Source organism: Allobosea sp. BK604 (assembly GCF_004341515.1).
Lineage (GTDB): Bacteria > Pseudomonadota > Alphaproteobacteria > Rhizobiales > Beijerinckiaceae > Allobosea.
On sequence record NZ_SLZF01000003.1, the window covers coordinates 760,558 to 781,464 of the forward strand.

The 20,907-nt window shown below is 65.8% G+C and carries 17 protein-coding genes; 7 read left to right on the forward strand and 10 right to left on the reverse strand.

Going from position 1 to position 20,907, the window contains the following annotated elements; all coding sequences use genetic code 11:
• Positions 1-193: 193 nt before the first annotated feature.
• Genes EV560_RS13050 through apnL form a run of 7 tightly spaced genes read left to right on the forward strand, consistent with a single transcriptional unit; the run spans position 194 to position 8,015 of the window.
• Positions 194-1,456, forward strand: coding sequence for an ABC transporter substrate-binding protein (locus EV560_RS13050; protein ID WP_165923440.1), 1,263 nt, complete (start codon positions 194-196; stop codon positions 1,454-1,456).
• A 53-nt stretch (positions 1,457-1,509) separates the two neighbouring features.
• Entirely contained in the window at positions 1,510-2,394 is an 885-nt protein-coding gene (locus EV560_RS13055; RefSeq protein ID WP_131856155.1) for a carbohydrate ABC transporter permease, read from the forward strand.
• Between the two features lie 38 nt (positions 2,395-2,432).
• Positions 2,433-3,263 (forward strand): carbohydrate ABC transporter permease, encoded by an 831-nt coding sequence (locus tag EV560_RS13060; protein ID WP_248312021.1) that lies wholly within the window; start codon positions 2,433-2,435, stop codon positions 3,261-3,263.
• 31 nt (positions 3,264-3,294) lie between these two features.
• Entirely contained in the window at positions 3,295-4,197 is a 903-nt protein-coding gene (locus EV560_RS13065) for a nucleoside hydrolase (RefSeq protein WP_131856157.1), read from the forward strand.
• Between the two features lie 41 nt (positions 4,198-4,238).
• Positions 4,239-5,066: a phosphogluconate dehydrogenase C-terminal domain-containing protein gene (locus EV560_RS13070; RefSeq protein WP_131856158.1), complete on the forward strand. Its 828-nt coding sequence runs from the start codon at positions 4,239-4,241 to the stop codon at positions 5,064-5,066.
• Positions 5,067-5,097: 31 nt separating this feature from the next.
• On the forward strand, positions 5,098-6,129 hold the full coding sequence (locus EV560_RS13075) for a Gfo/Idh/MocA family protein (protein ID WP_131856159.1): 1,032 nt from the start codon (positions 5,098-5,100) through the stop codon (positions 6,127-6,129).
• Positions 6,126-8,015: a D-apionate lactonase gene (gene apnL, locus EV560_RS13080; RefSeq protein ID WP_131856160.1), complete on the forward strand. Its 1,890-nt coding sequence runs from the start codon at positions 6,126-6,128 to the stop codon at positions 8,013-8,015. Before EV560_RS13075 ends, apnL begins: the two co-directional genes overlap by 4 nt.
• Here the strand turns inward: apnL and EV560_RS13085 are convergent.
• From EV560_RS13085 to EV560_RS13130, 10 genes are all read right to left on the reverse strand, one after another.
• Complete coding sequence (locus tag EV560_RS13085) at positions 7,976-8,722, reverse strand: transcriptional regulator NanR (protein ID WP_131856161.1); 747 nt, start codon at positions 8,720-8,722, stop codon at positions 7,976-7,978. The two genes, apnL and EV560_RS13085, sit on opposite strands and share 40 nt — an antisense overlap.
• Before the next feature lie 89 nt (positions 8,723-8,811).
• Positions 8,812-10,182: a four-carbon acid sugar kinase family protein gene (locus tag EV560_RS13090; protein ID WP_131856162.1), complete on the reverse strand. Its 1,371-nt coding sequence runs from the start codon at positions 10,180-10,182 to the stop codon at positions 8,812-8,814.
• Entirely contained in the window at positions 10,179-11,432 is a 1,254-nt protein-coding gene (locus EV560_RS13095; protein WP_131856163.1) for a ribulose-bisphosphate carboxylase large subunit family protein, read from the reverse strand. Before EV560_RS13095 ends, EV560_RS13090 begins: the two co-directional genes overlap by 4 nt.
• A gap of 391 nt (positions 11,433-11,823) precedes the next feature.
• Positions 11,824-13,662, reverse strand: a complete 1,839-nt coding sequence (locus EV560_RS13100) for a GH39 family glycosyl hydrolase (protein WP_131856164.1) — start codon at positions 13,660-13,662, stop codon at positions 11,824-11,826.
• A 62-nt stretch (positions 13,663-13,724) separates the two neighbouring features.
• Positions 13,725-14,555, reverse strand: a complete 831-nt coding sequence (locus tag EV560_RS13105) for a 5-deoxy-glucuronate isomerase (RefSeq protein WP_131856165.1) — start codon at positions 14,553-14,555, stop codon at positions 13,725-13,727.
• Complete coding sequence (locus EV560_RS13110; protein WP_207908011.1) at positions 14,548-15,612, reverse strand: ABC transporter ATP-binding protein; 1,065 nt, start codon at positions 15,610-15,612, stop codon at positions 14,548-14,550. Before EV560_RS13110 ends, EV560_RS13105 begins: the two co-directional genes overlap by 8 nt.
• A complete protein-coding gene (locus tag EV560_RS13115) occupies positions 15,605-16,675 on the reverse strand; it encodes an ABC transporter ATP-binding protein (RefSeq protein ID WP_131856167.1) in 1,071 nt (356 codons plus the stop codon). The genes EV560_RS13110 and EV560_RS13115 overlap by 8 nt, the downstream gene beginning before the upstream one ends.
• Positions 16,653-17,795, reverse strand: a complete 1,143-nt coding sequence (locus EV560_RS13120; protein ID WP_131856168.1) for an ABC transporter permease — start codon at positions 17,793-17,795, stop codon at positions 16,653-16,655. Before EV560_RS13120 ends, EV560_RS13115 begins: the two co-directional genes overlap by 23 nt.
• Positions 17,796-17,805: 10 nt before the next feature.
• On the reverse strand, positions 17,806-18,792 hold the full coding sequence (locus EV560_RS13125) for an ABC transporter permease (protein ID WP_131856169.1): 987 nt from the start codon (positions 18,790-18,792) through the stop codon (positions 17,806-17,808).
• A gap of 84 nt (positions 18,793-18,876) precedes the next feature.
• Positions 18,877-20,790 (reverse strand): ABC transporter substrate-binding protein, encoded by a 1,914-nt coding sequence (locus tag EV560_RS13130; protein ID WP_131856170.1) that lies wholly within the window; start codon positions 20,788-20,790, stop codon positions 18,877-18,879.
• Between the last annotated feature and the right edge of the window lie 117 nt (positions 20,791-20,907).

The window sequence follows — 20,907 nt, forward strand, 5'->3', positions numbered from 1 at the left end:
GCGCGTCGACGTCGCGGGCGGGCGCCAGGCACCCATATGGCAACTCAAACTCTTATACTCATTGACTCATCATACCACTTTGGCTACACCAGCGGCAAAGGACACTGGTTGCGCCGCGATTGTGATCGCGCGCCATGCGGCGCCAAGAGGGCAAAAAAGCCCCGGTCCGTCTGGACAATCACGGGAGGAAATCATGGCTGTAGAGCTGACGCGCCGCGCCGCCGCGGGAGCACTCGTCGGTGGATTGCTGTCGAGCCGCTCCTTTGCCCAGCAGGTCCCGAAACAGGAGGTGCTGATCGATTTCTTCGGGCTCGCCGCGCATAACTGGCAGCCTGTCATCGACAAGTTTCAGCAGGACTACCCGACGGTCAAAATCAAGTTCACCAAATTCTCGACGGACGAGCTGAAGCAGGCGCTGCGGGTCGGGGCCTCATCCGGCAAGATGCCCGATCTCTGGTGGAACTGGGGCGGCTCGCTGGCCTCGCCCTATAACCAGGCAGGGCTCAGCGTCGAGATCACGCCGGCGATGATCTCCTCGCTGAAGCTCGACGAGTTCCTGATTCCGGCCGGCATCGAGTTGCACAAGGACCAGGGCAAGCTCTACGGCATCCCGCACCGGATCGGGCCGTTCAGCTTCTTCTACAAGAAGGAGCTCTTCGAGAAGTTCGGGCTGAAGCCGCCGCAGAGCCTCGCCGAGCTTGAGACGATCGCCGACACCTTCAAGAAGAACAACATCGTCCCGTTCTCGAACGGCGGCAAGTTCAGCTGGATGACGATGCGCTATTTCGATTTCTTCCTGGAGAGCTTCGCCGGCCCGGCCGGACATGACGCGCTGCTCGACGGAAAGGCGTCATGGAAGTCGGAGCCGGTGACGAAGGCCTTCCAGAAGCTGAAGGACTGGGCCGACAAGGGCTATTTCAACGCCGGCTTCCTCAATGTCGACCCCTCCGTCAGCGTGACCATGCTCTACAACAACTCGGCGGCGATGGTGTTCGAATCCATCACCACCGAAACCAACCGCATGGCGCGGGAAGGGCAGGATCCGAGCAATTTCGGCACGTTCCCGCTGCCGACCGGACAAACCCCGCGGCGTGTCCCCGGCTCACCCTCCCAGATCCAGATCTCGGCGAAGACGTCGAAGGACAAGCAGGATGCTGGGCTGCTCTTCGCGGTCTATGTCGCCAAGCCGGAGATCGCGCCCTTCACCAACGCCAATGTCGGTTTTCCCAGCGCGACCAAGAACGTCTTCCCGACGGGCAATGCCCCATCGTCGCGGCAATGGGCCGAATGGATCCAGGCCGATATCGGCCTCTACCGTCTCACTGATCAGGGCCTGCCACAGAACGTCGTGGCCGCGTTCTTCGAGGCGCAGGATTCCATGCTGCTGGACATGATCAGCCCGGCCGAGGCCGGCGCCGATGTCCAGAAGGCGATCGAAAAGAACGCGCGCCGGTGACGGAAAAAGACGCACGCGCCTGACCGACCAGCCGCGCCCCACCGGAGCAACGCATGCGATCGTCCCCGCAGATCAGCGAAGAGATCAAGCCATGGCTGTTCGCGGCGCCCGCAGCGCTGATCTTCCTGGTCGTATTGGTCTACCCGATGGTCTATTCGATTTATCTCAGCCTGTTCCAGTGGAACGGCGTCTCGTCCACGAAGGTCTTCGTCGGCTTCGGAAACTATATCGAGCTCTTCACCGACAACCGTGTCTTCTGGATCGCGTTCAAGAATAACGTGATCTGGGTTCTGCTGTCGGTGACGGTGCCCACCGGGATCGGCCTTGCGCTGGCGCTCGTGCTCAATACCGGCTTCGCTGGAACCGCCTTATTCCGCAGCGTCTTCTATTTCCCGGCGATCCTGTCGATGAGCATCGTCGGGCTGATCTGGAGCTGGATCTACCATCCGACGCTCGGCCTGCTGAACCAGACGTTGCACGCGCTGGGCTGGACCTGGCTCGAGCTTCATTGGCTCTCCAACCCCAGGATCGCACTCTATTCCGTGTTCGTCTCGGCCGCCTGGCACAATGCCGGCCTGCCGATGCTGCTCTTCCTGGCCGGCCTGCAGACCATTCCGAAGGAATGCATCGAGGCGGCGCGGATCGACGGCGCGACGCGCGCACAGATCATGCGCTTCGTCACCATCCCGCTTCTGCGGGAGACGACGCTCATCGTGATCGCCATCACCGCGATCAATTCGCTGAAGGTCTACGACATCATCTACGTGATGACCTATGGCGGCCCGGCCAACCAGACGCAGGTTCTGGGCACCTGGATGTACTTCCTCACCTATAACCAGAACGAGGTCGGGCTAGGCACGGCCATCGCCGTCATCCTCTTCGTCATGACGATGCTCTTCGCGGTGCCCTATGCCCGCTATATGGCGCGCGACCAGTGACTGTCGCCGACGCATCGCTTTCGGCAGGGGAGGTCGTGGTGCCCCGCGCCTCGCGCTTCCGGGTGGGTTCGGCCGGCTTCTATACGCTCATCGGTGTCGGCGCCCTGCTCTGGTCGACGCCGCTGATCGTGCTGCTCTTCACAGCGGTGAAGACGCCGGGGGATTTCGCGCAGAACGGAGCCCTTTCCTGGCCACGGTCGCTGGAACTGTCCAATTTCAGCGAGGCTTGGCGGCTCGGCATCAAGACCTACTTCATGAACTCGCTGGTGATGACCGTCGTGAAGGTCCCGACGGGGATCTTCATTTGCTCGCTCGCCGCCTTCGCGATCACGCAGATGCGCATGCGCGGCGCCAACGCGCTCTTCACCATCTCGCTGCTCGGAATGATCGTGCCAATGCAGATGACGCTGGTTCCGCTGACGATCCTCTATCAGCAGATCGGTGCGATCGACAGCCTTGTCGGCCTGTTCTTCCTCTATCTCGGCTTCGGGCTGCCGATCGGCATCCTCGTGCTGCGCGGCTTCTTCCGCAGCATTCCGCGCGAGCTGACCGAGGCCGCCTTCATCGACGGCTGCTCCTGGTGGGGCGTCTACTGGCGCGTGGTCATGCCGCTGGCCAAGCCCGCCCTGGTCTCGCTCCTGATCCTGGATGCGATCAGCACCTGGAACGAGTTCATCCTGGCGCAGATCTTCCTGCGCACGGAGAGCCAGCGCACCTTGCCGCTCGGCGTCGTCATGTTCAGCGGCGAGTTCTCGACGCAATACAACCTGCTCGCAGCCGGCCAGCTGATCACCATCGTGCCCGTGCTGGCGCTCTACCTCTTCTTCCAACGCTACTTCGTTCACGGCCTGGCGGGAGCCGTCAAATAGGGCGCCCGCCCGTCAATTGCTGGAGAAAGATATGCTTCCGAACAACAAGCTGGCACGCTTGATCCTCAATACCGACGCCAAGAACGAGGCGGACGACCAATATTGCATCGTGCAGGCGCTGCTGACGCCAAGCTTCCATTTCCACGGCATCATCCCGGCCCATTTCGGCACGGTGAAATCCAAGCGCAGCATGGAGGACAGCTACGACGAGACGCTCAAGCTGCTCGACCTGATGCAGCTCGGCGGCAAGGTCCGCGTCGCGAAGGGCGCCGCCGAGGCGCTGCCGGACGAGGAAACGCCGCGCCCGTCGCCGGGCGCCGAGCTCATCATCGAGCAGGCGCTGAAGGATGACCCGCGCCCCCTCTACGTCGCATTCCTCGGGCCGCTGACCGACATGGCCTCGGCTTTGCTGATGGAGCCGAGGATCGCCGAGCGGAACGTCATCGTCGTCTGGATCGGCGGCGGCTACTGGCCGGTGGGTAATCGCGAGTTCAACCTGCTGAACGACATCCACGCCGCCAATGTGGTGATGAAGTCCAAGGTGCAGGTCTGGCAGATCCCGATGACGGTCTACCGCATGATGGCCGTCGGCTATGCCGAACTCTACGAGCGCGTTCACGACAAGGGCGCGATCGGCAAATATCTCGTCGATCAGCTCGTCGAATGGAACTTCAAGCACACGGACGGTCCCTTCGAGCATCGCTCGCTGGGCGACACCCCGGCGCTGAGCGTGATCCTCAATCCCAATGGCGGCGTCAGCGAGTGGATCGCGGCGCCGGAGTTCAATTCGTACATGAACTATGTCCATACCGGCAAGAACAGGCCGATCAAGGTCTATCAGACCATAGATATTCGCTACATCCAGGAAGATTTCTTCGCGAAGATCGCTCGCTTCGCCCGTGGTGTGCAGCCGCTGGCGAAATTCGACGACTGACGGCGCCGTCACATCGATCTGGAAATGATGGAAACAATGACATGACGACCATCGCGTTATTTGGTGCCGGCGGCAAGATGGGGATGCGCCTCTCCGCCAATCTTGTCGGCTCGCGCTTCGCCGTCCGCCATATCGAAGTCAGCGCTGCCGGGCAGGAGCGGTTGCGCAAGGAGTTCGGCGTTGCGACCGTGGCCCCGGACGAGGCGCTAGACGGCGCCGACGCTGTCATTTTGGCCGTGCCCGACACGCTGATCGGCAAGGTTGCCACGCAGATAGCGCCTCGCCTCAAGCCCGGCACGATGGTCGTGATCCTCGACGCTGCCGCGCCCTTCGCCGGCCATCTGCCGGAGCGCGACGACCTCACCTATTTCGTCACCCATCCCTGCCATCCGCCGATCTTCAACGACGAGACCGATCCGACGGCGAAGAAGGACTATTTCGGCGGCATCGCGGCCAAGCAGCACATCGTTTCGGCGCTGATGCAGGGGCCGGAGGGCGACTACGCGCTGGGCGAGGAGATCGCCAGGACGATCTGGGCGCCGGTGATGCGCTCGCATCGCGTCACCGTCGAGCAACTGGCGATGCTCGAGCCCGGTCTGTCGGAGACCGTCTGCGCCACGCTGCTCGTCGTGATGCGCGAGGCGCTCGACGAGACCGTGCGGCGCGGCGTGCCCTACGAGGCGGCGCGCGACTTCCTGCTCGGCCACATGAACGTGCTTGCCTCGGTGATCTTCGACGAGCGGGAGGGCGTGTTCTCCGATGCCTGCAATAAGGCGATCGAGTTCGGCAAGCCCGTCCTGATGCAGCCCGACTGGAGGCGCGTGTTCGAGCCGGAGGAGATCGCCGCCAGCATTCGCAGGATCACCTAGCCATGCCCTTCGCTTGTCTGGTGCTCAGGCCATGACGCGTTTCCGCGGCGGCCTCGTCGGGTGCGGTTTCTTCGCCATCAACCACCTGCACGCGTGGCGCGATATCGAGGGTGCCGAGATCGTCGCCCTGTGCGACACCGACCGCGAGCGGCTGGAGGCTGTCGGCAGGCAGTTCGGTGTGGCGCGCCTCTACGGCGACGTTGAGGCGATGCTCGCGGCCGAGCGCCTCGATTTCGTCGACGTGGCGACGACCGTCGCGAGCCATCGCGCGCTGGTCGAGCGGGCGGCGGCGGCGGGGCTTCCGGTCATTTGCCAGAAGCCATTCGCCGCCTCGCTCGAAGATGCCGGCGCCATGGTCGATTGCTGCGCGCACGCCGGTGTGCCGCTGATGGTGCACGAGAATTTCCGCTGGCAGACGCCAATCCGCGCAGTGCGCGATGCAATCGAGAGTGGCGCCATCGGCGAGCCCTTCTGGGGCCGCGTCTCCTTCAGGTCGGCCTATGACGTATTCTCGGCCCAGCCCTATCTTGCACAGGGCGAGCGGTTCATCATCGAGGATCTCGGCATTCACAGCCTCGACATCGCCCGCTTCCTGTTCGGCGAGGCGGCGCGCCTGACGGCCCGCACGCGCCGCGTCAACCCGGCGATTCGCGGCGAGGACGTCGCGACGATGCTGCTCGACCACGGGACGGGCGCGACCTCGGTCGTCGATTGCTCCTATGCCACGCATACGAAGAGCGATCCCTTCCCCGAAACCTTGGTCGAGGTCGACGGAACGCAAGGCAGCATCCGCCTCGCCCAAGGCTATCGGATGACGGTCACGAGCCGTCAAGGCAGTGTCACGAGCGATGTCTCGCCACGTCTCCTGCCCTGGGCTGAGCGTCCCTGGTTCAACATTCAGGAAAGCGTACACGCGATCCAGAAGCATTGGGTCGATTGCCTGCGGAGCGGCGCCGAGCCCGCAACCTCCGGGCGCGACAACCTGAAGACGCTGGCGCTCGTCGAGGCAGCTTATCGCAGCGCGACCGACGGCTCCAGTGTAGAGCTGGACTCCGCCGCATGACGAGCCGGCAGGTGCTGATCGATCTCTACGGGACGGACGAGCCGGTGCCGCAGGCGCGCCTGCTGATGGCCGGGCCGCTGAGCGCCGAGTTCGGCGGCGGCGGCCTGCGTGCCATCAGGATCGACGGCGTGGAGACGCTACGCGCGATCTCCTATGTGGTGCGCGATCGCGACTGGGGAACTTATTCGCCCGAACTCGACGACCTGCGCATCGCGCAGGAGGAGGGCTCGTTCTCGGTTTCCTACCGCGCTACTTGCCGCAGCGAGACCGGCACGGTGCTGCGCTACGACGCAACGATTCGTGGAACGGCGGAGGGCCACCTGCGCTTCGACGTCACCGCCTGTCCCGATGGCGATTTCGAGACAAACCGGTGCGGCTTCTCGGTCCTCCACCCGATCGTCGACCTGGCGGGGCGCGCGGTCGAGGTCGAGCATTCCGACGGCGCGATCGAACGCTCGATGTTCCCGGACCTGATCGACCCCTATCAGCCCTTCAAGGACATCCGCGCCATCGCGCATGAGGTCGCCCCTGGGCTGAAGGCGGTCTGCCGCCTCGATGGCGACGTCTTCGAGATGGAGGATCAGCGAAACTGGTCCGATGCCTCTTACAAGACCTATGTGCGCCCGCTCGCCTTGCCCTGGCCCTATTTGCTGCCGGCGGGCGAGGCATTCCGGCAAAGCGTCACGCTGTCTCTCGTCGGAAGTGGCGGCGCTCCGCGCGTCGCGAGCCGGGCGGCACCGGTTGAGATTTCCATCGGCGGGCCGATCGGCCTGCTGCCACGCTTCGGCCTCGCGGTCACGCCCGAGGACAGCGCCGATGTCGCTGCGCAGATCGAGCACCTCGCGGAGATCGCGCCGCAGACGCTGCTCTACCATCTCGATCCCGGGGCCGGGCATGGCCGGGAGGCGCTGGCAGCCTATGCGCAGCTCGCTGCGCTCTGGCCTGCGGAAGCCGTGCTCGAATATGTCGCCTCCTGCGGCGGCGATCTCGACGAGGAATTCGCGGCGCTGGCCCGCTCGGTGCGAGAGGCCGGCCTTGCGTATGACGCGATCGTCGTCAGCCCTGCGGTCGACCGCCAATCGACGCCGCCCGGCAGCAAATGGCCGGATTGTCCGCCGCTGGAGGCGGTTTACGCCGCGGCGCGGCGCGCGTTTCCATCGACGCGGCTCGGCGGCGGCACGCTCGCTTATTTCACCGAGCTGAACCGCAAGCACCCGCCGGTCGAGCTGCTCGATTTCGTCAGCCATTGCACCTGCCCGATCGTTCACGCCGCCGACGATCTCAGCGTCATGCAGACGCTGGAGGCGCTGCCGTTCATCACACGCTCGGCGCGGGCGATCATCGGCGCAGGCAAGCCCTATCGCATCGGCCCTTCGACCATCGGCATGCGGCACAATCCCTATGGCGCCCGCACCATGCCGAACCCGGAGCAGCGCCGCATCCCGATGGCGCTAGACGATCCGCGCCGGCGCGGCCGCTTCGCCGCGAGCTGGATGGTCGGCTATGCCACCTGTCTCGCAGACGCCGATGTCGAGACCTTTACGGGCGGGGCGCTGACGGGACCGCTCGGCCTGCTCGATCATGGCGCTTCGACGCCGGCGTTCCGCGCCGCGTGCCTGCTGGCGGCGCTTGGAGGGCGGCCGCGCCTGCGCTGCCTATCGGAGCGCAGCGGCGAGGTGGCCTGCCTCGCCGGTCGCCTGCGCGACGGGTGGGCTGTCGCGCTCGCTGCGAACCTCACGGACCGAGCGCAGACGGTGCGCGTCGCCGGCGATGTCGAATGGGTCGCGCACGGGCTGAACGGAGGCATCGTCCCCAGTGGCAAGGACGGCGGCGTCGAACTGGAGCCTTACGCGGTGCTGCGCTTCGATGCTCCCGAGGGATTTTGATCGGGATGGGCGTAGAGTGAGCTCGACCGGTCGAGATGCCTGATCATTGCCGCTTCGGCGGCGTCGACATCGTGGTTGCGGATATGGTCGAGGATCTCCGCGTGCTCGGCAAGGGTCAGGTTCTCCTTGCCCGACCAGATCAGCGCCTCGGTGTGGTAGTCGCGCAGCCAGCTCAGGATCGCCTCGCTCACAGCCTCGTAGATCGGGTTGCCGGAGATCGCTGCGATCTGCGTGTGGAACCGCATGTCGGCCATGATGAAAGCCGCGGGATCGCCGAGCCGCTCGCGCTGCTGGCGCTGGGTTTCCTCCAGTCGCTCGACATCGGCGGCGCTCGCCTTTTCCGCCGCTTCGCGCACCATGCCGCGCTCGAAGAAGCGGCGCGCCTGCTTGAGGTGCTCGAGGCTCGCGGGCGATCCCGACAAAAGGATATGCGCCGGAAGGTCAACCTGCTGGAAGATCGATTTCGCCGTCGGCTGTCGCACACGGGCGCGCTCGCCATGCGCGATGTTGATCAGGCCCATATTGGCCAGCGCCTGCATGGCCTCGCGGATCGCGGGCCGTCCGACGCCGAACCTGTCCATGAGATCGCGCTCGGACGGCATGGCATCGCCCGGCGCGAGTTCGCCCTCGGTGATCATCCGCTTCAGGCGGTCGAACACCTCGTGCGACAGCTTTCGCCGGACGATTGCTTCAGTCGAGTCAGCCATTCACGGACTCCGGAACCCCTATCGCAGCGCGACAGCCTTGTGGACCTTCGATCGATTCCCGGCGTTACCACGTTGTGCGCGCCGCGACATCACGCGCGGCCCTGCGCGGCGCGGAAGAAATCAGTCTCGCCCATCTGGCCGCCCTTGAACGCAATCTCCACGCCATCCATCACCGGGTCGTCGGCGAGCGCGCGGCACAGCGGCGCGCCGGCCGCCAGCGGCGCCAGCGCCGTCACCGCATGCAACCCGAGCGCCATGGCGGCATGGCCTGAGGTGTCGCCGCCGGCGATGACGACGCGGCGCAGCGCGGCCTCCCGCACCAGCCTGTCGAGGGCGCGGCCGAGGCCATCGCCGATGCGCGCATTGACTTCGCCCGCGTCAGCCCCGGAGGTCGCGATGGCCGCCGCCAACGCCGCCACGGCGGGATCGTCGGGGCCTTCCGCGGTGTGGATTAGCGGGTTGCGTCCGCGTCGCAGCGCCGCGAGCGCGAGCGCCGCGCCGCGCTGGACCTCCTTCTCCCAGCTGGAGGCGTCGACGGCCTGAACCGCGTCGAGCCTCACGCTCTCGAAGCCGTTGTCGCGGGCAAAAGCGATCTGCCGCGCCGTGATCGGCGAGCACGAGCCCGACACCGCGGCGATCTGGCTGCGCGCCGGAGCCCTTTCCTGCAGCGGCGCGTCCTGCAGATATCCGGCCATGCGCCAATGCGCCGTCAGCGCGTACTCGACGCCCTGCGAGCCGATTGCCAGCAAGCGTTCGCCGCGATGCTCCCAGATCATCCGGCCCGTCTCGGCGAGCGTCTCCTCGTCGAGGACGTCGAGCGCGAGGATGCGCGCGCCGCTCTGCCGCGCCTCGGCGAGGCGATCGTCACTGCGGCCCTGCTTCATGGCGGCGAAGTCGACCAGGGCGGACGGCATGCTCGTCTGCTCCGCAAGATGCCGCAGCACGTCCGCCTCCGCCATGGGCGTCACGGGATGGCGGGCCATCACCGGGTGGCGATCGAGCCGGTGGGCGACGCCACCGACCGCGGCAAAGAGCTGGCCGAATGCCTGATAGCGCGAGATCGCAGGCGCGCCGATCACGAGCGGATGCCAGGCACCGCCGAGAAGCGGCGCGGCGAGGTCGATCGCCTTGCCGATCGACCCGACATGCGGAGCGGAATCGAAGGTCGAGCAGACCTTGTAATGGAAGATCGGCGCCTCGAGTGCCGCCAACATGGCGAACACAGGGGGAAGGTGGCTCTCCATCCAGGCCGGCGATTGCGAACGTGCAGTCCCCGCGACGCCGATCGCGCGAAACCCCGTCAAGCGCGCGAGCCGCTCTTGTGTTGGCGGGCCGAGAAACAGGATGGTCGGCACGCCGGCGAAGGCGAGCACCTCCATCACGGCGGAGGAGCCCGTGTAGTCGTCCCCATAGAATGCCAGCAGCAGCCCTTCTGGCAGGCCGGCGGTCGGACGGGTCATGCCGGAAAGGCCTGCATCGCACGCGCGAGCGCCGGATGATCCTTCGCGTGATCGCCCAGGGCGATTCCCGCCATCGCCGCGCGCCACGCCTCGCGGAGGCTCTTGACGCCCGCGCCGGGCCCGTCGGGATGCGCCATCACGCCGCCACCGGCCGCGAAGATCAGGTCGGTCGAGCCCAGCGCGGCGAAGGTGCCGGCCGCCTGCCGAATGGTCTGGCCGGACGAGAAGACCGGCATCGCCAGGCAAGGTCGCTCTTGCGACAACGGCGTCAGGCAGGAGCGGGCGGAAGCGATGACGCTGTCATCCGGCTCCGAGAACTTGTTCGAGAGGCCGTTGACATGGATGTGGTCGGCCCCCGCGAGGCGCCAGATCTTGTGCCAGGCGATATAGGACCAGCCAAGCATCGGCGCGCGGCTCAGATAGCCCCAGCCATTGCGATGAGCGTGAATAGGCAACGCAGAGAAGCGCGTGAGCTCGATCATGCCGACAAGTCCGACCGAATTAATGCTCGCCATGACGCAGGTCCCGCCGCACTCGAGGACCCGATCGTGCCGGCGGCGCATCTGATCGAGATCGCCGGTGATGTTGAAGGCAACCATCGCCTTCTTGCCTGTCTTCTCGGCACTGGCATTGACGACTCGCATCACGGCGCGGACGCGGTCGTCGAAGGGGCAGTGCGCGCCGTCCGACTGAAGCTCGTCATCCTTGATGAAATCGATCTCGGCCTCGCACAGAGCGCGGACGAGATCGGCTGTTTCGGCCGCGTCGAGGCCAATGCTCGGCTTGACGATGGTGCCGATCAGTGGCCCCCGCTCCACGCCCGCCAGGCGGCGCGTGCCGGAAATGCCGAATTTCGGACCACCATAGCTCTCCATGAAGCAGGCGGGCAGGCGGATATCGACCAGGCGGAGGCCGGAGAGTTGCTGCAGCTCGAACAGGTTTCCCGCGACCGTCGCCATGAGGTTGGGAAGCGAGGGGCCGATATTGTCGAGCGGCCAAGAGAGCGTCAGGTGGGCGCGGCGGATGCGCGCGCCGGTCGGTCGCGCGGCGCCTGGCAATGACGGTTCTGCTGCCTCGCCGATCTCGTCCAGCGCCTCGATGCGTGCGGCCGATCTCGCCTTCAGCTCCGGCGTCTCGCCGGGAAGCGAGACGAATGTGCCGCTGGATTGCTCACCCGCGATGGTCTCGGCGGCGAAGCGGGGATCAAACGCCGTCTCGATGAGGTAGTCGGCCTCGATCCGGCTCGTCATCTGTCGCTGCTCTGTCGCTGGTCGTCTGCCCCATCAAGGGAACGCCTAGGTTAACTGATATAGTCATTATACCTCTTTTCGGAACTCCGCAATGATCCACACGGAGGCCGGCGGCCAATAGCGTGCGTGGCTTGGCGGCTTTCGTGTCGGAAATCGCAGCCCATCCATTGCGCATCGCAGCCGAGATGATGTGCCTGTCACCCCACCCCGCAGGAGCAACACGAACGGCTGGTGCGTTGCCCGGCTTGCGGGCGGCGGATCGGCGCAATTCCGAAGTTCTCTTCAAGCAGAAGGTGAGCGCGGCTTGACACTCATGGCCAATTGAGAAGCCCGCTGCGCGACGGCGCAGCGGGCGTGACGACAAGCTTTCGAAATGGCGGCACTGGAAGCCTCAGACCTCGAGCGCGGCGCTCTCTGTGCTGATCCGGCCGAACAGGTCGCGAGCCCTCACCTTGTAGAAGCCTTTGGCCTCGGCCGGATGCAGATAGACGCTCGACAGCAGCCCGACCGGGTTAATCACCTGCCAGGGCCCGTTCTCGCTCCCACTCCAGAGCACATCGAAAAGCTGGACGCTGCGATGCTCCGCCGGCTCCCAGAACAGCACGAGATTGCTGCGCCCGTTGAGCCCGCCGAAATGTCGGGCCTTCAGCTTGGAGGGCGCCCCGGGCGCCTCACCCTCGCGCCGCACCAGCGCGACCAGCGCGACCGAGGGCAGCGGCATGTCGAGCGGGAGCGTATAGCCCGCCGTCGCGCCGCCGATCTGGACATGTTCGACGCTCAGCGCCGGCTCCTGCGCCAGCCGCATCGCTTCCAGCTCGGCCGGGTTCGGCAGGTCGGGCGCGCCGAGATCCTCCCAGATGGTGAAGGGGTCGCCCTTGCCATGCGCGATCCTGAAGCTCGCCAGCGCGTAGGCGCCCGGCTGCAATCCGGCGAAGTCGAGCTCGACCTTGGCCTCGCCCGACCGCCAGATGCGATCGACGCTGTTATAGAGCAGCACGCTCGCGCCGGACCTCTCCTCCTCGCTGCCGAAGGCGGTGGCGATGGCGCCGAGACCGGCGCGGTCGGGGTCGAGCCCCTGGTCGTCGAGCCTGAAGCGCCGCTCGCTCAGCAGGCCGAACAGTTCCATCACGCTCAGCGCGGGCTTCTTGACCAGCTCGAACGGCTCGGGATTCGCCCGCCGCGCCTCCAACGCCGCGATATCGGTCTTGTGTTCCGCCTGTGCCGGCTTGACCGGCCGATTGCCGAAATAGGTCAGGTGAGTGCGGTGGCCCCAATGGCCGACGAAGCCGTTATCGTTGCTGAGGATGTCGTAATCGACTCCCTCGGCATCGACCATCAGGCGCTGGTGCTGGTCGATGATCTTCGCGGCGAGCCCGGCGAAATACGGCATGGCGTGCCAGGTATGGTAGAGGTGCCAGCCTATCTGCGGGTCGCACTCGTTGTTGATGAAGGGCAGGCTGGCGAAGCGCGGGTGATGCTCCCGGACATAATCGACCGCCATCATCTCGTGCCTGACGATCGAGAGGCTGTTCGGTGTCAGATCCTCGGCATGCTTCCTGGCGCCCTTTTCGTGCACCGAGATGAAATCGAGCCTGACGCCGGTTTCGCCGGTGAACAGGTTGGTGCCGGTGTCGCAATGCGCGAGGAAGGACTTGAAGATCGGCGGGATGCGCCGGGCGACGCCCGGGCCGCCGAGCTTGAGCTCGGGATCGACCGCCTTCAGCGCCTCCGAACAGGCGTCATAGTAGTTGTTGAAGCCGGTCTCGCCGCCAAGCTTCCACCAGATATCCGGCTCGTTCCAGGTCTCGAAATACCATTGCCGGAGTTCTTCCGCGCCGTAGCGAGCCCGATAGCGCTGGGCCAGCTCGGTGATGAAGTCGCGCCAGTGATGCGCCTGCTTCACGTCGTTGAAGTCGGTATAGATGTAGGAGGGATTGCCCATCAGCTCGAGGAACGGGCGGATGCGGTGCCCCAGCATGATGTCGAGCGCAGCGTCCAGCCGCGAGAAGTCGTAGCTGCCGAACCCGGTCGCGGTGACCAGGTCGAGCATGTAATGCACGCGCATATATTCGATGCCGCGGTTGGGCACGCCGCCGACATAGGCCAGCGTCTGCTGCATCTCGGGCTCGAGCAGCAGCTCGCCGGGCGAGAAGCCGGTGCTGCGCCAGAAGCGTCGGAAGGCTTGGGTCGGAGCGGAAAGATCGACGCGGATGCGGCTCGTATCGGGCATGACATGTCCTTCGCAGAGATGCGCTACAAGGCAAATTGCCGGCTAAATTGATCAGGCGAGCGCTATTTGAACTTGTCGCGCATCGACTGGATTCCGGGGATGGCGCTCATCAGGTGCGCATGGCGATCGTCAAAATGCTGGACGAGCCCGCGTCGCGTCTTTCCGACCAGGATCGTGAAGATGTAGCAGCGGTGCCCGGGCGAGGTGACGGTCGGGTGATAGCCGCGATCGACGAGGATCGTGTCGCGATCCTGCACCATGAAGCACTCGGCCTTGCCGTCGGCATAGATGATCTGGGCGCCGAAGCCGGTGCCGGGGTCGTAGCGATAATGGTAGAGCTCGTCATGGGCCGTCTCGCCCTCGCGATCGGCATCGTGCTTGTGCGGCGGATAGCCCGACCAGCAGCCGGGATCGGCATAGAGCTCGCTGACCAGCAGGTTGCCGGCCCGGCCCTCGCCGTTCTGGCCGAGGATATGGAAGATTCGTCGCCGGCTATGCGTCTCCGGCGAGCCGACATCGACCATCGAGACGTCTTCGGGCGTGATCCGAAACGGCTTCAGTTTCGTGTCGCAAAGCCCGCCCGCCACGGCGATCTCGACAGTGCCCCTCGCGTTCTCGATCCGCACCGCGCTGCCGACCGGCGCGTAGACCGAATCCGCCTCGCCAGACCAGATGTCGCGCCGCCGGCCGACGCCGGCGAAGCGCTCGCCGTCGACGATGATATCGGCCGTGCCGGAGAGCACGACATAGACGCACTCGTGCTTCGGCAGCACCTGCTCCAGGGTCTCGCCCGGCCGGCATTTCAGCAGGTTGAAATAGACATGCGGCAGGGCGGGGTCGTCGGCGACGATCGGCCTGTTGGCGTTGTCGCTGTCGCGAACGTGCTTAGGCATTGGCAATCTGTCCGGTCTGGATGGTTTCGACGCCCCTGAGCTCGAGCGTCTCGGCGTGGTGACAGGCGACGCTGCGGTCACCGAGATCGCGCAGCGGCGGCGGCGTGGTGCGGCAGGCATCGGTGGCGAAGCGGCAGCGCGGATGAAAGGCGCAGCCGGCTGGGCGATTGGCGGGATCGGCCACTTCGCCCGGCAGGCGGATGCGACGCCCCTGCCGGCGCTGCGACGGATCGGGGATCGGCAGGGCCGAGAGCAGCGCCTCGGTATAGGGATGGAGCGGCCTCGCGAAGAGCGCGTCCGAGCTCGCGACCTCGACGACCTGACCGACATACATCACGACGACGCGGTCGCAGATGTACTCGATCACGCTGAGATCATGGCTGACGAAGAGATAGGTCAGCCCGAACTCCTCCTGCAGGTCGCGCAGCAGGTTGAGCGTCTGCGCCCTGACGCTGACATCGAGTGCTGAGACCGCCTCGTCGAGCACGACGAGCCGCGGATGCGTCGCCAGCGCCCGGGCGATGCCGACGCGCTGGCGCTCCCCGCCGGAAAAGGCGTGCGGATAGCGCCGGGCATATTCGGGCCTGAGGCCAACCTTGGCGAGCAGGTCGCGCACCTTGGCCTCGATCTCGCCGGGTGGCACCAGCTTGTTGACCTTGAGCACCTCGCCGACGATGTCGCGCACCTGCAGGCGGGGGTTGAGTGAGGATTGCGGGTCCTGGAAGACGATGCGCAAGTCGGTGCAATAGGCCAGCCGCTCATCCTCCGAGAGCGTCTCGAGATCGACGCTGCCGCCATCCTTCCGGCGATAGCGCATCGTGCCGGCGCTCGGCTGGTGGATGCCGAGCAGGAGACGCGTCACGGTCGACTTGCCGCAGCCGGATTCGCCGACGAGGCCGAGCGTCTCGCCCTGCCTGATCTCGAAGGAGACACCATCGACGGCGCGGATCGGATTGGACGCCTTGCGCTGGAACAGCGTCTTCCGCGGCTGGAAGACCTTGGTCAGCCCGCGCACTTCCATCAGGACGTCCGGGGAAAGCTGCGCGCGGTCATGCATGGCGGGCGTCCCCATTGCGCTGGAGCACGCAGCGCACGTCGCGGCGTGGGCCGAGCGTGATCGTGCCGGGATCCTCGACCTCGCAGAGCCCCTTGATCGCCAGGTCGCAGCGCGGATGGAAATCGCAGCCGCTCGGCCGGTCGAAGGGCGAGGGCACCATGCCGCGAATGGCCGCGAGCCGCGTCTCGCGCCCGGCCCCGAGCCGCGGCACCGATTTCAATAGCGCCTGCGTATAGGGATGGCGCGGATCAGCGAAGATCTCGTCGACCGTGCCGCGCTCGACGATCTTGCCGAGATACATAACGGCGACATCGTCGGCGATCTCGGCGACGACGCCGAGATCATGGGTGATGAACAGGATCGAGAGGCCGGATTCGCGCTGCAGTTCCTGCAGCAGGTCGATGATATTGGCCTGGGTGGTGACGTCGAGGGCCGTGGTCGGTTCGTCGGCGATCAGCAGGCGCGGCTGGCAGGAGAGCGCGAGCGCAATGCAGACGCGCTGGCGCATGCCGCCGGAGAACTCGAACGGGTAATTGTTCAGCCGCTCCGCCGGCCGGGGGATGCCGACGCGGCCGAGCATCTCGACTGCGCGCGCCTCCGCCGCCTTCTTCGAAAGCCCGAGATGGCGCCGGACCACCGGCACGATCTGCTGGCCGATCGTATGAACGGGCGAGAGCGCCGCCATCGGCTCCTGCGAGATCAGCGAGATGTCCTTGCCGCGCAGGCTGCGGATCTGCCTGCCGCGCGGAGCGAGCGCGCCGATATCGATCGTCTCGCCGGCCCGGCCGGCATAGGAGATGCGGCCACCGGCGATGCGCCCGCTCGGTGGCAGCAGGTTCATCAGCGCCCGGCCGGTGACGCTCTTGCCCGAGCCGGATTCGCCGACGAGGCAGAGCGTGCGCCCGCGCGGCACGTCGAAGGTGACGCCGTCCACGGCGCGCACGAGCCCGTCATCCGTGCCGATATGGACCTTGAGGTCCTGCACCGTGACCAGCGTCTCGGGCTGCGCGGCCGCGGCCCGCGAGAAGTCCGGCATGCGCTCAAGCATAGGGATCGGCCGCATCGCGAATTCCATCGCCGAGGAAGTTGAGGGCGAGCACGGCGACGACCACTGCAAGGCCGGGCGCGAGCAGCCAGGGCGCGGTCGTCAGTGCCAGGATGCTCTGCGCGTCCTTGAGCAGCACACCCCAGCTCACCACCGGGTCCTTCAGGCCGATGCCGAGGAAGGAAAGCGCCGTCTCCGCGAGGATCATGCTCGGGATCGCCAGCGTCACCGAGGCGACGATATGGCTGGTGAAGGAGGGCACCATGTGCCGCCAGATCACGCGCTGGCGCGAGCAGCCGTCGAGCCGCGCCGCCAGCACGAAATCCTCGGTCCTGAGCGAGAGGAAGCGCCCACGGACGACGCGCGCCAGGTCGGTCCAGCCGATCAGCGAGAGGATGATGGTGATCCAGAGATAGACCAGGAGCGGGTCCATATTGGCGGGGACCGCGGCCGCGAGCCCCATCCAGAGCGGGATGGTCGGGATCGACTTGAGGAAATCGATGCTGCGCTGGACGACCTCGTCGATCCAGCCGCCATAATAGCCGGACATGCCGCCAAGCAGCAGGCCGAGGAACAGGCTGATCGCGACACCGACGAGACCGATCGACATCGAGATACGCGCGCCATGGATGGTGCGCGAGAGCACGTCGCGGCCGAGCCGGTCGGCGCCCCAGAGGTACATGGGTTGCGCCGGATCAGCGGGCCCGATCAGGTGCCGGTCCCAGGGGATCAGGCCGAACAGCTTGTATGGCTCGCCTTTGGCGAAGAAGACGACCGGATTGACCGATTTCTCGTCGACCACGAAGGTCCGCTTCAGCGCGACCGGGTCGAAGCTCATCTTGTAGCCGTTCACATACATGAAATGCGTCTGGCCGCCGGAATCCTGGCCGAAGAATCTCAGCGTCTGCGGCGGGCCATAGGTGAAGCGGGCATTGTAGGTATCGGCCGAGAAGGGCGCGACGAACTCGGCGAGGAGCGCGACGAGATAGATCCCGAGCACCACGAAGGCGCTGACGTAAGCGAGGCGGTGGCGGCGGAAGCGCCGGAAGATCAGCGCCCATTGCCCGGTCTCGGCGAGCTTGCGGCCGGCCGCCGGCACGGCGCTCTCCGGAGTGATCGGGGCTGCGATATCGCTCATCCCGGCCTCCTCAGGAATAGCGCACGCGCGGATCGAGCCACGCGAGCAGGAGGTCGGAGATCAGCGTGCCGATCACGGTGAGCGCGCTCAGCATCAGGATGAAGCTGCCGGCGAGGTACATGTCCTGCGCCAGCAGGGCCGAGAGCAGCAGCGGCCCGGCGGTCGGCAGGCTCATCACCACCGAGGTCACGATCGCGCCCGAGACGAGATTGGGCAGCACCCAGCCGATCGTCGAGATGAACGGATTGAGCGCGACCCTGACCGGGTATTTGAACAGAAGCTCCATCTCCCCGAGCCCATTGGCGCGGGCCGTCTGGACATAGGGCTTGTAGAGCTCGTCGATCAGATTGGCGCGCATCACGCGGATCAACGCCGCCGTCCCATGCGTCGCCAGCACGAAGACCGGCAGCCACAGATGCATGGCGAGGTCGCCGACCTTGGCCCAGCTCCATGGCTCGTTGACATAGGCGGGCGAGAACAGGCCGCTCACACTCATGCCGAAATAGCGCGAGAACACGTACATCAGCGCCAGCGCGAGCAGGAAGCTCGGCACGGCCAGGCCGAGAAAGCCGAGGAAGGTCACGACATAGTCGAGCCAGGAATAGCGCCGGACCGCGCTGTAGATTCCGATCGGCAGCGCGACGATCCAGGTCACGATCAGCGTGATGCCGGAGAGCAGCACGGTCAGCCCGAACCGGTCCCACATCAGCTCGGAGACCGGCTTGTTCCACTCGAAGGACTCGCCGAAATCGCCGCGGAAGAGGATGCCGGAGATCCAGAGCCAGTATTGCACATACCAGGGCTGGTCGAGCCCGTAGCGGAGCTTCAGCGCGCTCAGCGCGTCGTTGTCGAGCGATCCGCCCTGCTCGGCGAATTTCGCGCTGAACGAGGTCAGGAAATCGCCGGGCGGCAGCTGGATGACCAGGAAGGCGACGACCGACACCGCCGCCAGCGTGGCGAGCGTGTAGACAAGTCGGCGCAGCACGTAGCGAAGCATCGCTGCCTCCAGTGCAGGCGGATCGGGAGGGCGGTCCGCAGGCCGGCGAACCGGCCTGCGGGGATCAGCGGCGGGCGGCCGGGCTCACTCGTAGAAATACTGCTCCGGGCTGGTCGGGCCGGGCGTCATGTAGAACAGCGTATCCGGCATGATTTCCGGGACGTTGCGCATGTTGCTCTTCACGACCCCATAATTGTCGGCCTCCATATTGGTGCCGATCACGTAGAACTGGTCGCGGGTGATCGCGAGGATCTTCTTCATCACCTCGAATTGCGCGGCGGTACCCGGCGTCTTTTGCATCTGCACATAGAGCGCCTGCTGCTGCTTCGCCGGCTCCGGCGGCTCCTCCGCATTCGGGTCGTTGGGGTTCTGGAAATAGATGCCCCAGGCCGAGCCGAAGGCAGCCTGATTCTCATAGGGGAAGTACCATTTCGGATCGAGCAGGCCGAGGAAGTCGTAGCCGCCGCCGCCGATCCAGACCAGGCCGTCCTGCTCATTGGCGAGCATGCGGGCGAAGGCGAAGGATTCCTCCACCGCGCGCACCTGCATCTCGATGCCGACCGCGGCCCAGTATTTCCTGATCAGCTCGAGCGCATCGATCTGGTAGCGCCGCGAGGTCGCGGCATCGATGGCGAAGGAGATGCGCTTGCCGTCCGGCCCGAGCCGGAAATTCTGCCCGTCGCGCTTGGTGTAGCCGGTCTTGTCGAGCATCTCGTTGGCGGCCTTGGGATCGTACTTGGTGTACTGGGTCGCCATCTGCTCGTCATAGAGCGCGGTGCCGGGCCGCGGCGCCGCCTGATAGGGCTGCGACTGGCCGGCATAGATCAGGTCGTTCAGTTCCTCGCGGTTGATCGCCAGCGAGAGGCCGACGCGGAACTCCTTCTTGCGGAAGACCTCGCGCAGCACCGGGTTCTTGCTGGTCTGGTTCAGCGCGATGCACATCGCGTTCGACCAGGCCGGCTGCGCCTTGAACAGGCGGTAGCCGCTGCGCTCGCGGTTCTGGGCCAGCACGATCCGCGTCTCCAGCCCGTTCAGGCGCTGGTTCTGCATGTCGAGCTCGCCATTGATCGCCTTCAGCACGATCGCCTGCGTGTCGCCCATGATGTCGAAGGTGACGCGGTCCATATAGGGCAGCTGCTGCCCGTTCGGGTCGACCTTGAAATAATAGGGATTGCGCTCGAGCACGACCTGCGTGGTGCCGCCATAGGGCACGGTCAGCCGCCAGGGATCGAGCACCGGCCGGCCGGTATCGCGCCAGCGGCCGGGGAAGCTGGTCTTGTTCAGGAACAGCGCCGACCAGTTTGCCGCCTTGGCGTCCGCGACGAGCTTGTCGATGCCCTCGGGATTGTACTTCTTATGGAATTGCTTGAGGTAATGCGCCGGCGCGGCCGCCAGAATGTCGGAGCCGAAGGTCGTCGCCATGTTCTCGAGCAGCATGCCGTTCGGCCCGGTGAATCGGAACTTCACCGTGTTGTCGTCGATCTTCTCGACGATGACCGGGTCGTTGCCGCTGCGCAGCCAGCGCGGCACCGACGGTGTCAGCTCCTTGTTCATCAGCACGTCCTGGTACCAGAACATGATGTCGTCGGCGTTGAACGGCGCGCCGTCCGACCAGCGCGTGCCCTTGCGCAGATGGAAGACGTATTCGGTGCCGTCAGGCTTGATATCGACCTTCTCGGCGACATCCGGCACGACCTCGGTCCAGGCCGCGTTCCAGCGCACAAGCCGGGTATAGCCGATGGAGCGCTCGATCAGGGAATCCGTGCCGCCCATCAGGGCCTGGCGCCAGGTGCCGCCATATTTTCCGGCTTTCTCGACCGGCTTCAGCACCAGCGGCTTCTCGGGCAGGCGCTGTTCGACCGGCGGCAGCTTGCCGGCCTTGACCTGCTCGGCCAGCGCCGGGGCCTCCTTGTACTCGGCGGCGACCGCCGCGCCCGCCCAGGCCATGATCAGAGATATGGCGGCGCCACGCAGCGCGCGCTCGCAGAAACGTCCCATCGCTTCCTCCAATGCGCCTTCTGGTCGGGCCGGGCGCTATGGTGGATACGTTATCGTTATCGTTATTTCGCCGTCAAGCCTGCAGGGAACATATATCGCCCCCTCATGCCAGCGCGG

Bases quoted from the DNA above. Each gene is read 5' to 3' on its own strand.
- EV560_RS13050 (WP_165923440.1), top strand. From the start codon at position 194: ATGGCTGTAGAGCTGACGCGCCGCGCCGCCGCGGGAGCACTCGTCGGT.
- EV560_RS13055 (WP_131856155.1), top strand. From the start codon at position 1,510: ATGCGATCGTCCCCGCAGATCAGCGAAGAGATCAAGCCATGGCTGTTC.
- EV560_RS13065 (WP_131856157.1), top strand. From the start codon at position 3,295: ATGCTTCCGAACAACAAGCTGGCACGCTTGATCCTCAATACCGACGCC.
- EV560_RS13070 (WP_131856158.1), top strand. From the start codon at position 4,239: ATGACGACCATCGCGTTATTTGGTGCCGGCGGCAAGATGGGGATGCGC.
- EV560_RS13075 (WP_131856159.1), top strand. From the start codon at position 5,098: ATGACGCGTTTCCGCGGCGGCCTCGTCGGGTGCGGTTTCTTCGCCATC.
- apnL (WP_131856160.1), top strand. From the start codon at position 6,126: ATGACGAGCCGGCAGGTGCTGATCGATCTCTACGGGACGGACGAGCCG.
- EV560_RS13085 (WP_131856161.1), bottom strand. From the start codon at position 8,722: ATGGCTGACTCGACTGAAGCAATCGTCCGGCGAAAGCTGTCGCACGAG.
- EV560_RS13090 (WP_131856162.1), bottom strand. From the start codon at position 10,182: ATGACCCGTCCGACCGCCGGCCTGCCAGAAGGGCTGCTGCTGGCATTC.
- EV560_RS13095 (WP_131856163.1), bottom strand. From the start codon at position 11,432: ATGACGAGCCGGATCGAGGCCGACTACCTCATCGAGACGGCGTTTGAT.
- EV560_RS13100 (WP_131856164.1), bottom strand. From the start codon at position 13,662: ATGCCCGATACGAGCCGCATCCGCGTCGATCTTTCCGCTCCGACCCAA.
- EV560_RS13105 (WP_131856165.1), bottom strand. From the start codon at position 14,555: ATGCCTAAGCACGTTCGCGACAGCGACAACGCCAACAGGCCGATCGTC.
- EV560_RS13110 (WP_207908011.1), bottom strand. From the start codon at position 15,612: ATGCATGACCGCGCGCAGCTTTCCCCGGACGTCCTGATGGAAGTGCGC.
- EV560_RS13115 (WP_131856167.1), bottom strand. From the start codon at position 16,675: ATGCGGCCGATCCCTATGCTTGAGCGCATGCCGGACTTCTCGCGGGCC.
- EV560_RS13120 (WP_131856168.1), bottom strand. From the start codon at position 17,795: ATGAGCGATATCGCAGCCCCGATCACTCCGGAGAGCGCCGTGCCGGCG.
- EV560_RS13125 (WP_131856169.1), bottom strand. From the start codon at position 18,792: ATGCTTCGCTACGTGCTGCGCCGACTTGTCTACACGCTCGCCACGCTG.
- EV560_RS13130 (WP_131856170.1), bottom strand. From the start codon at position 20,790: ATGGGACGTTTCTGCGAGCGCGCGCTGCGTGGCGCCGCCATATCTCTG.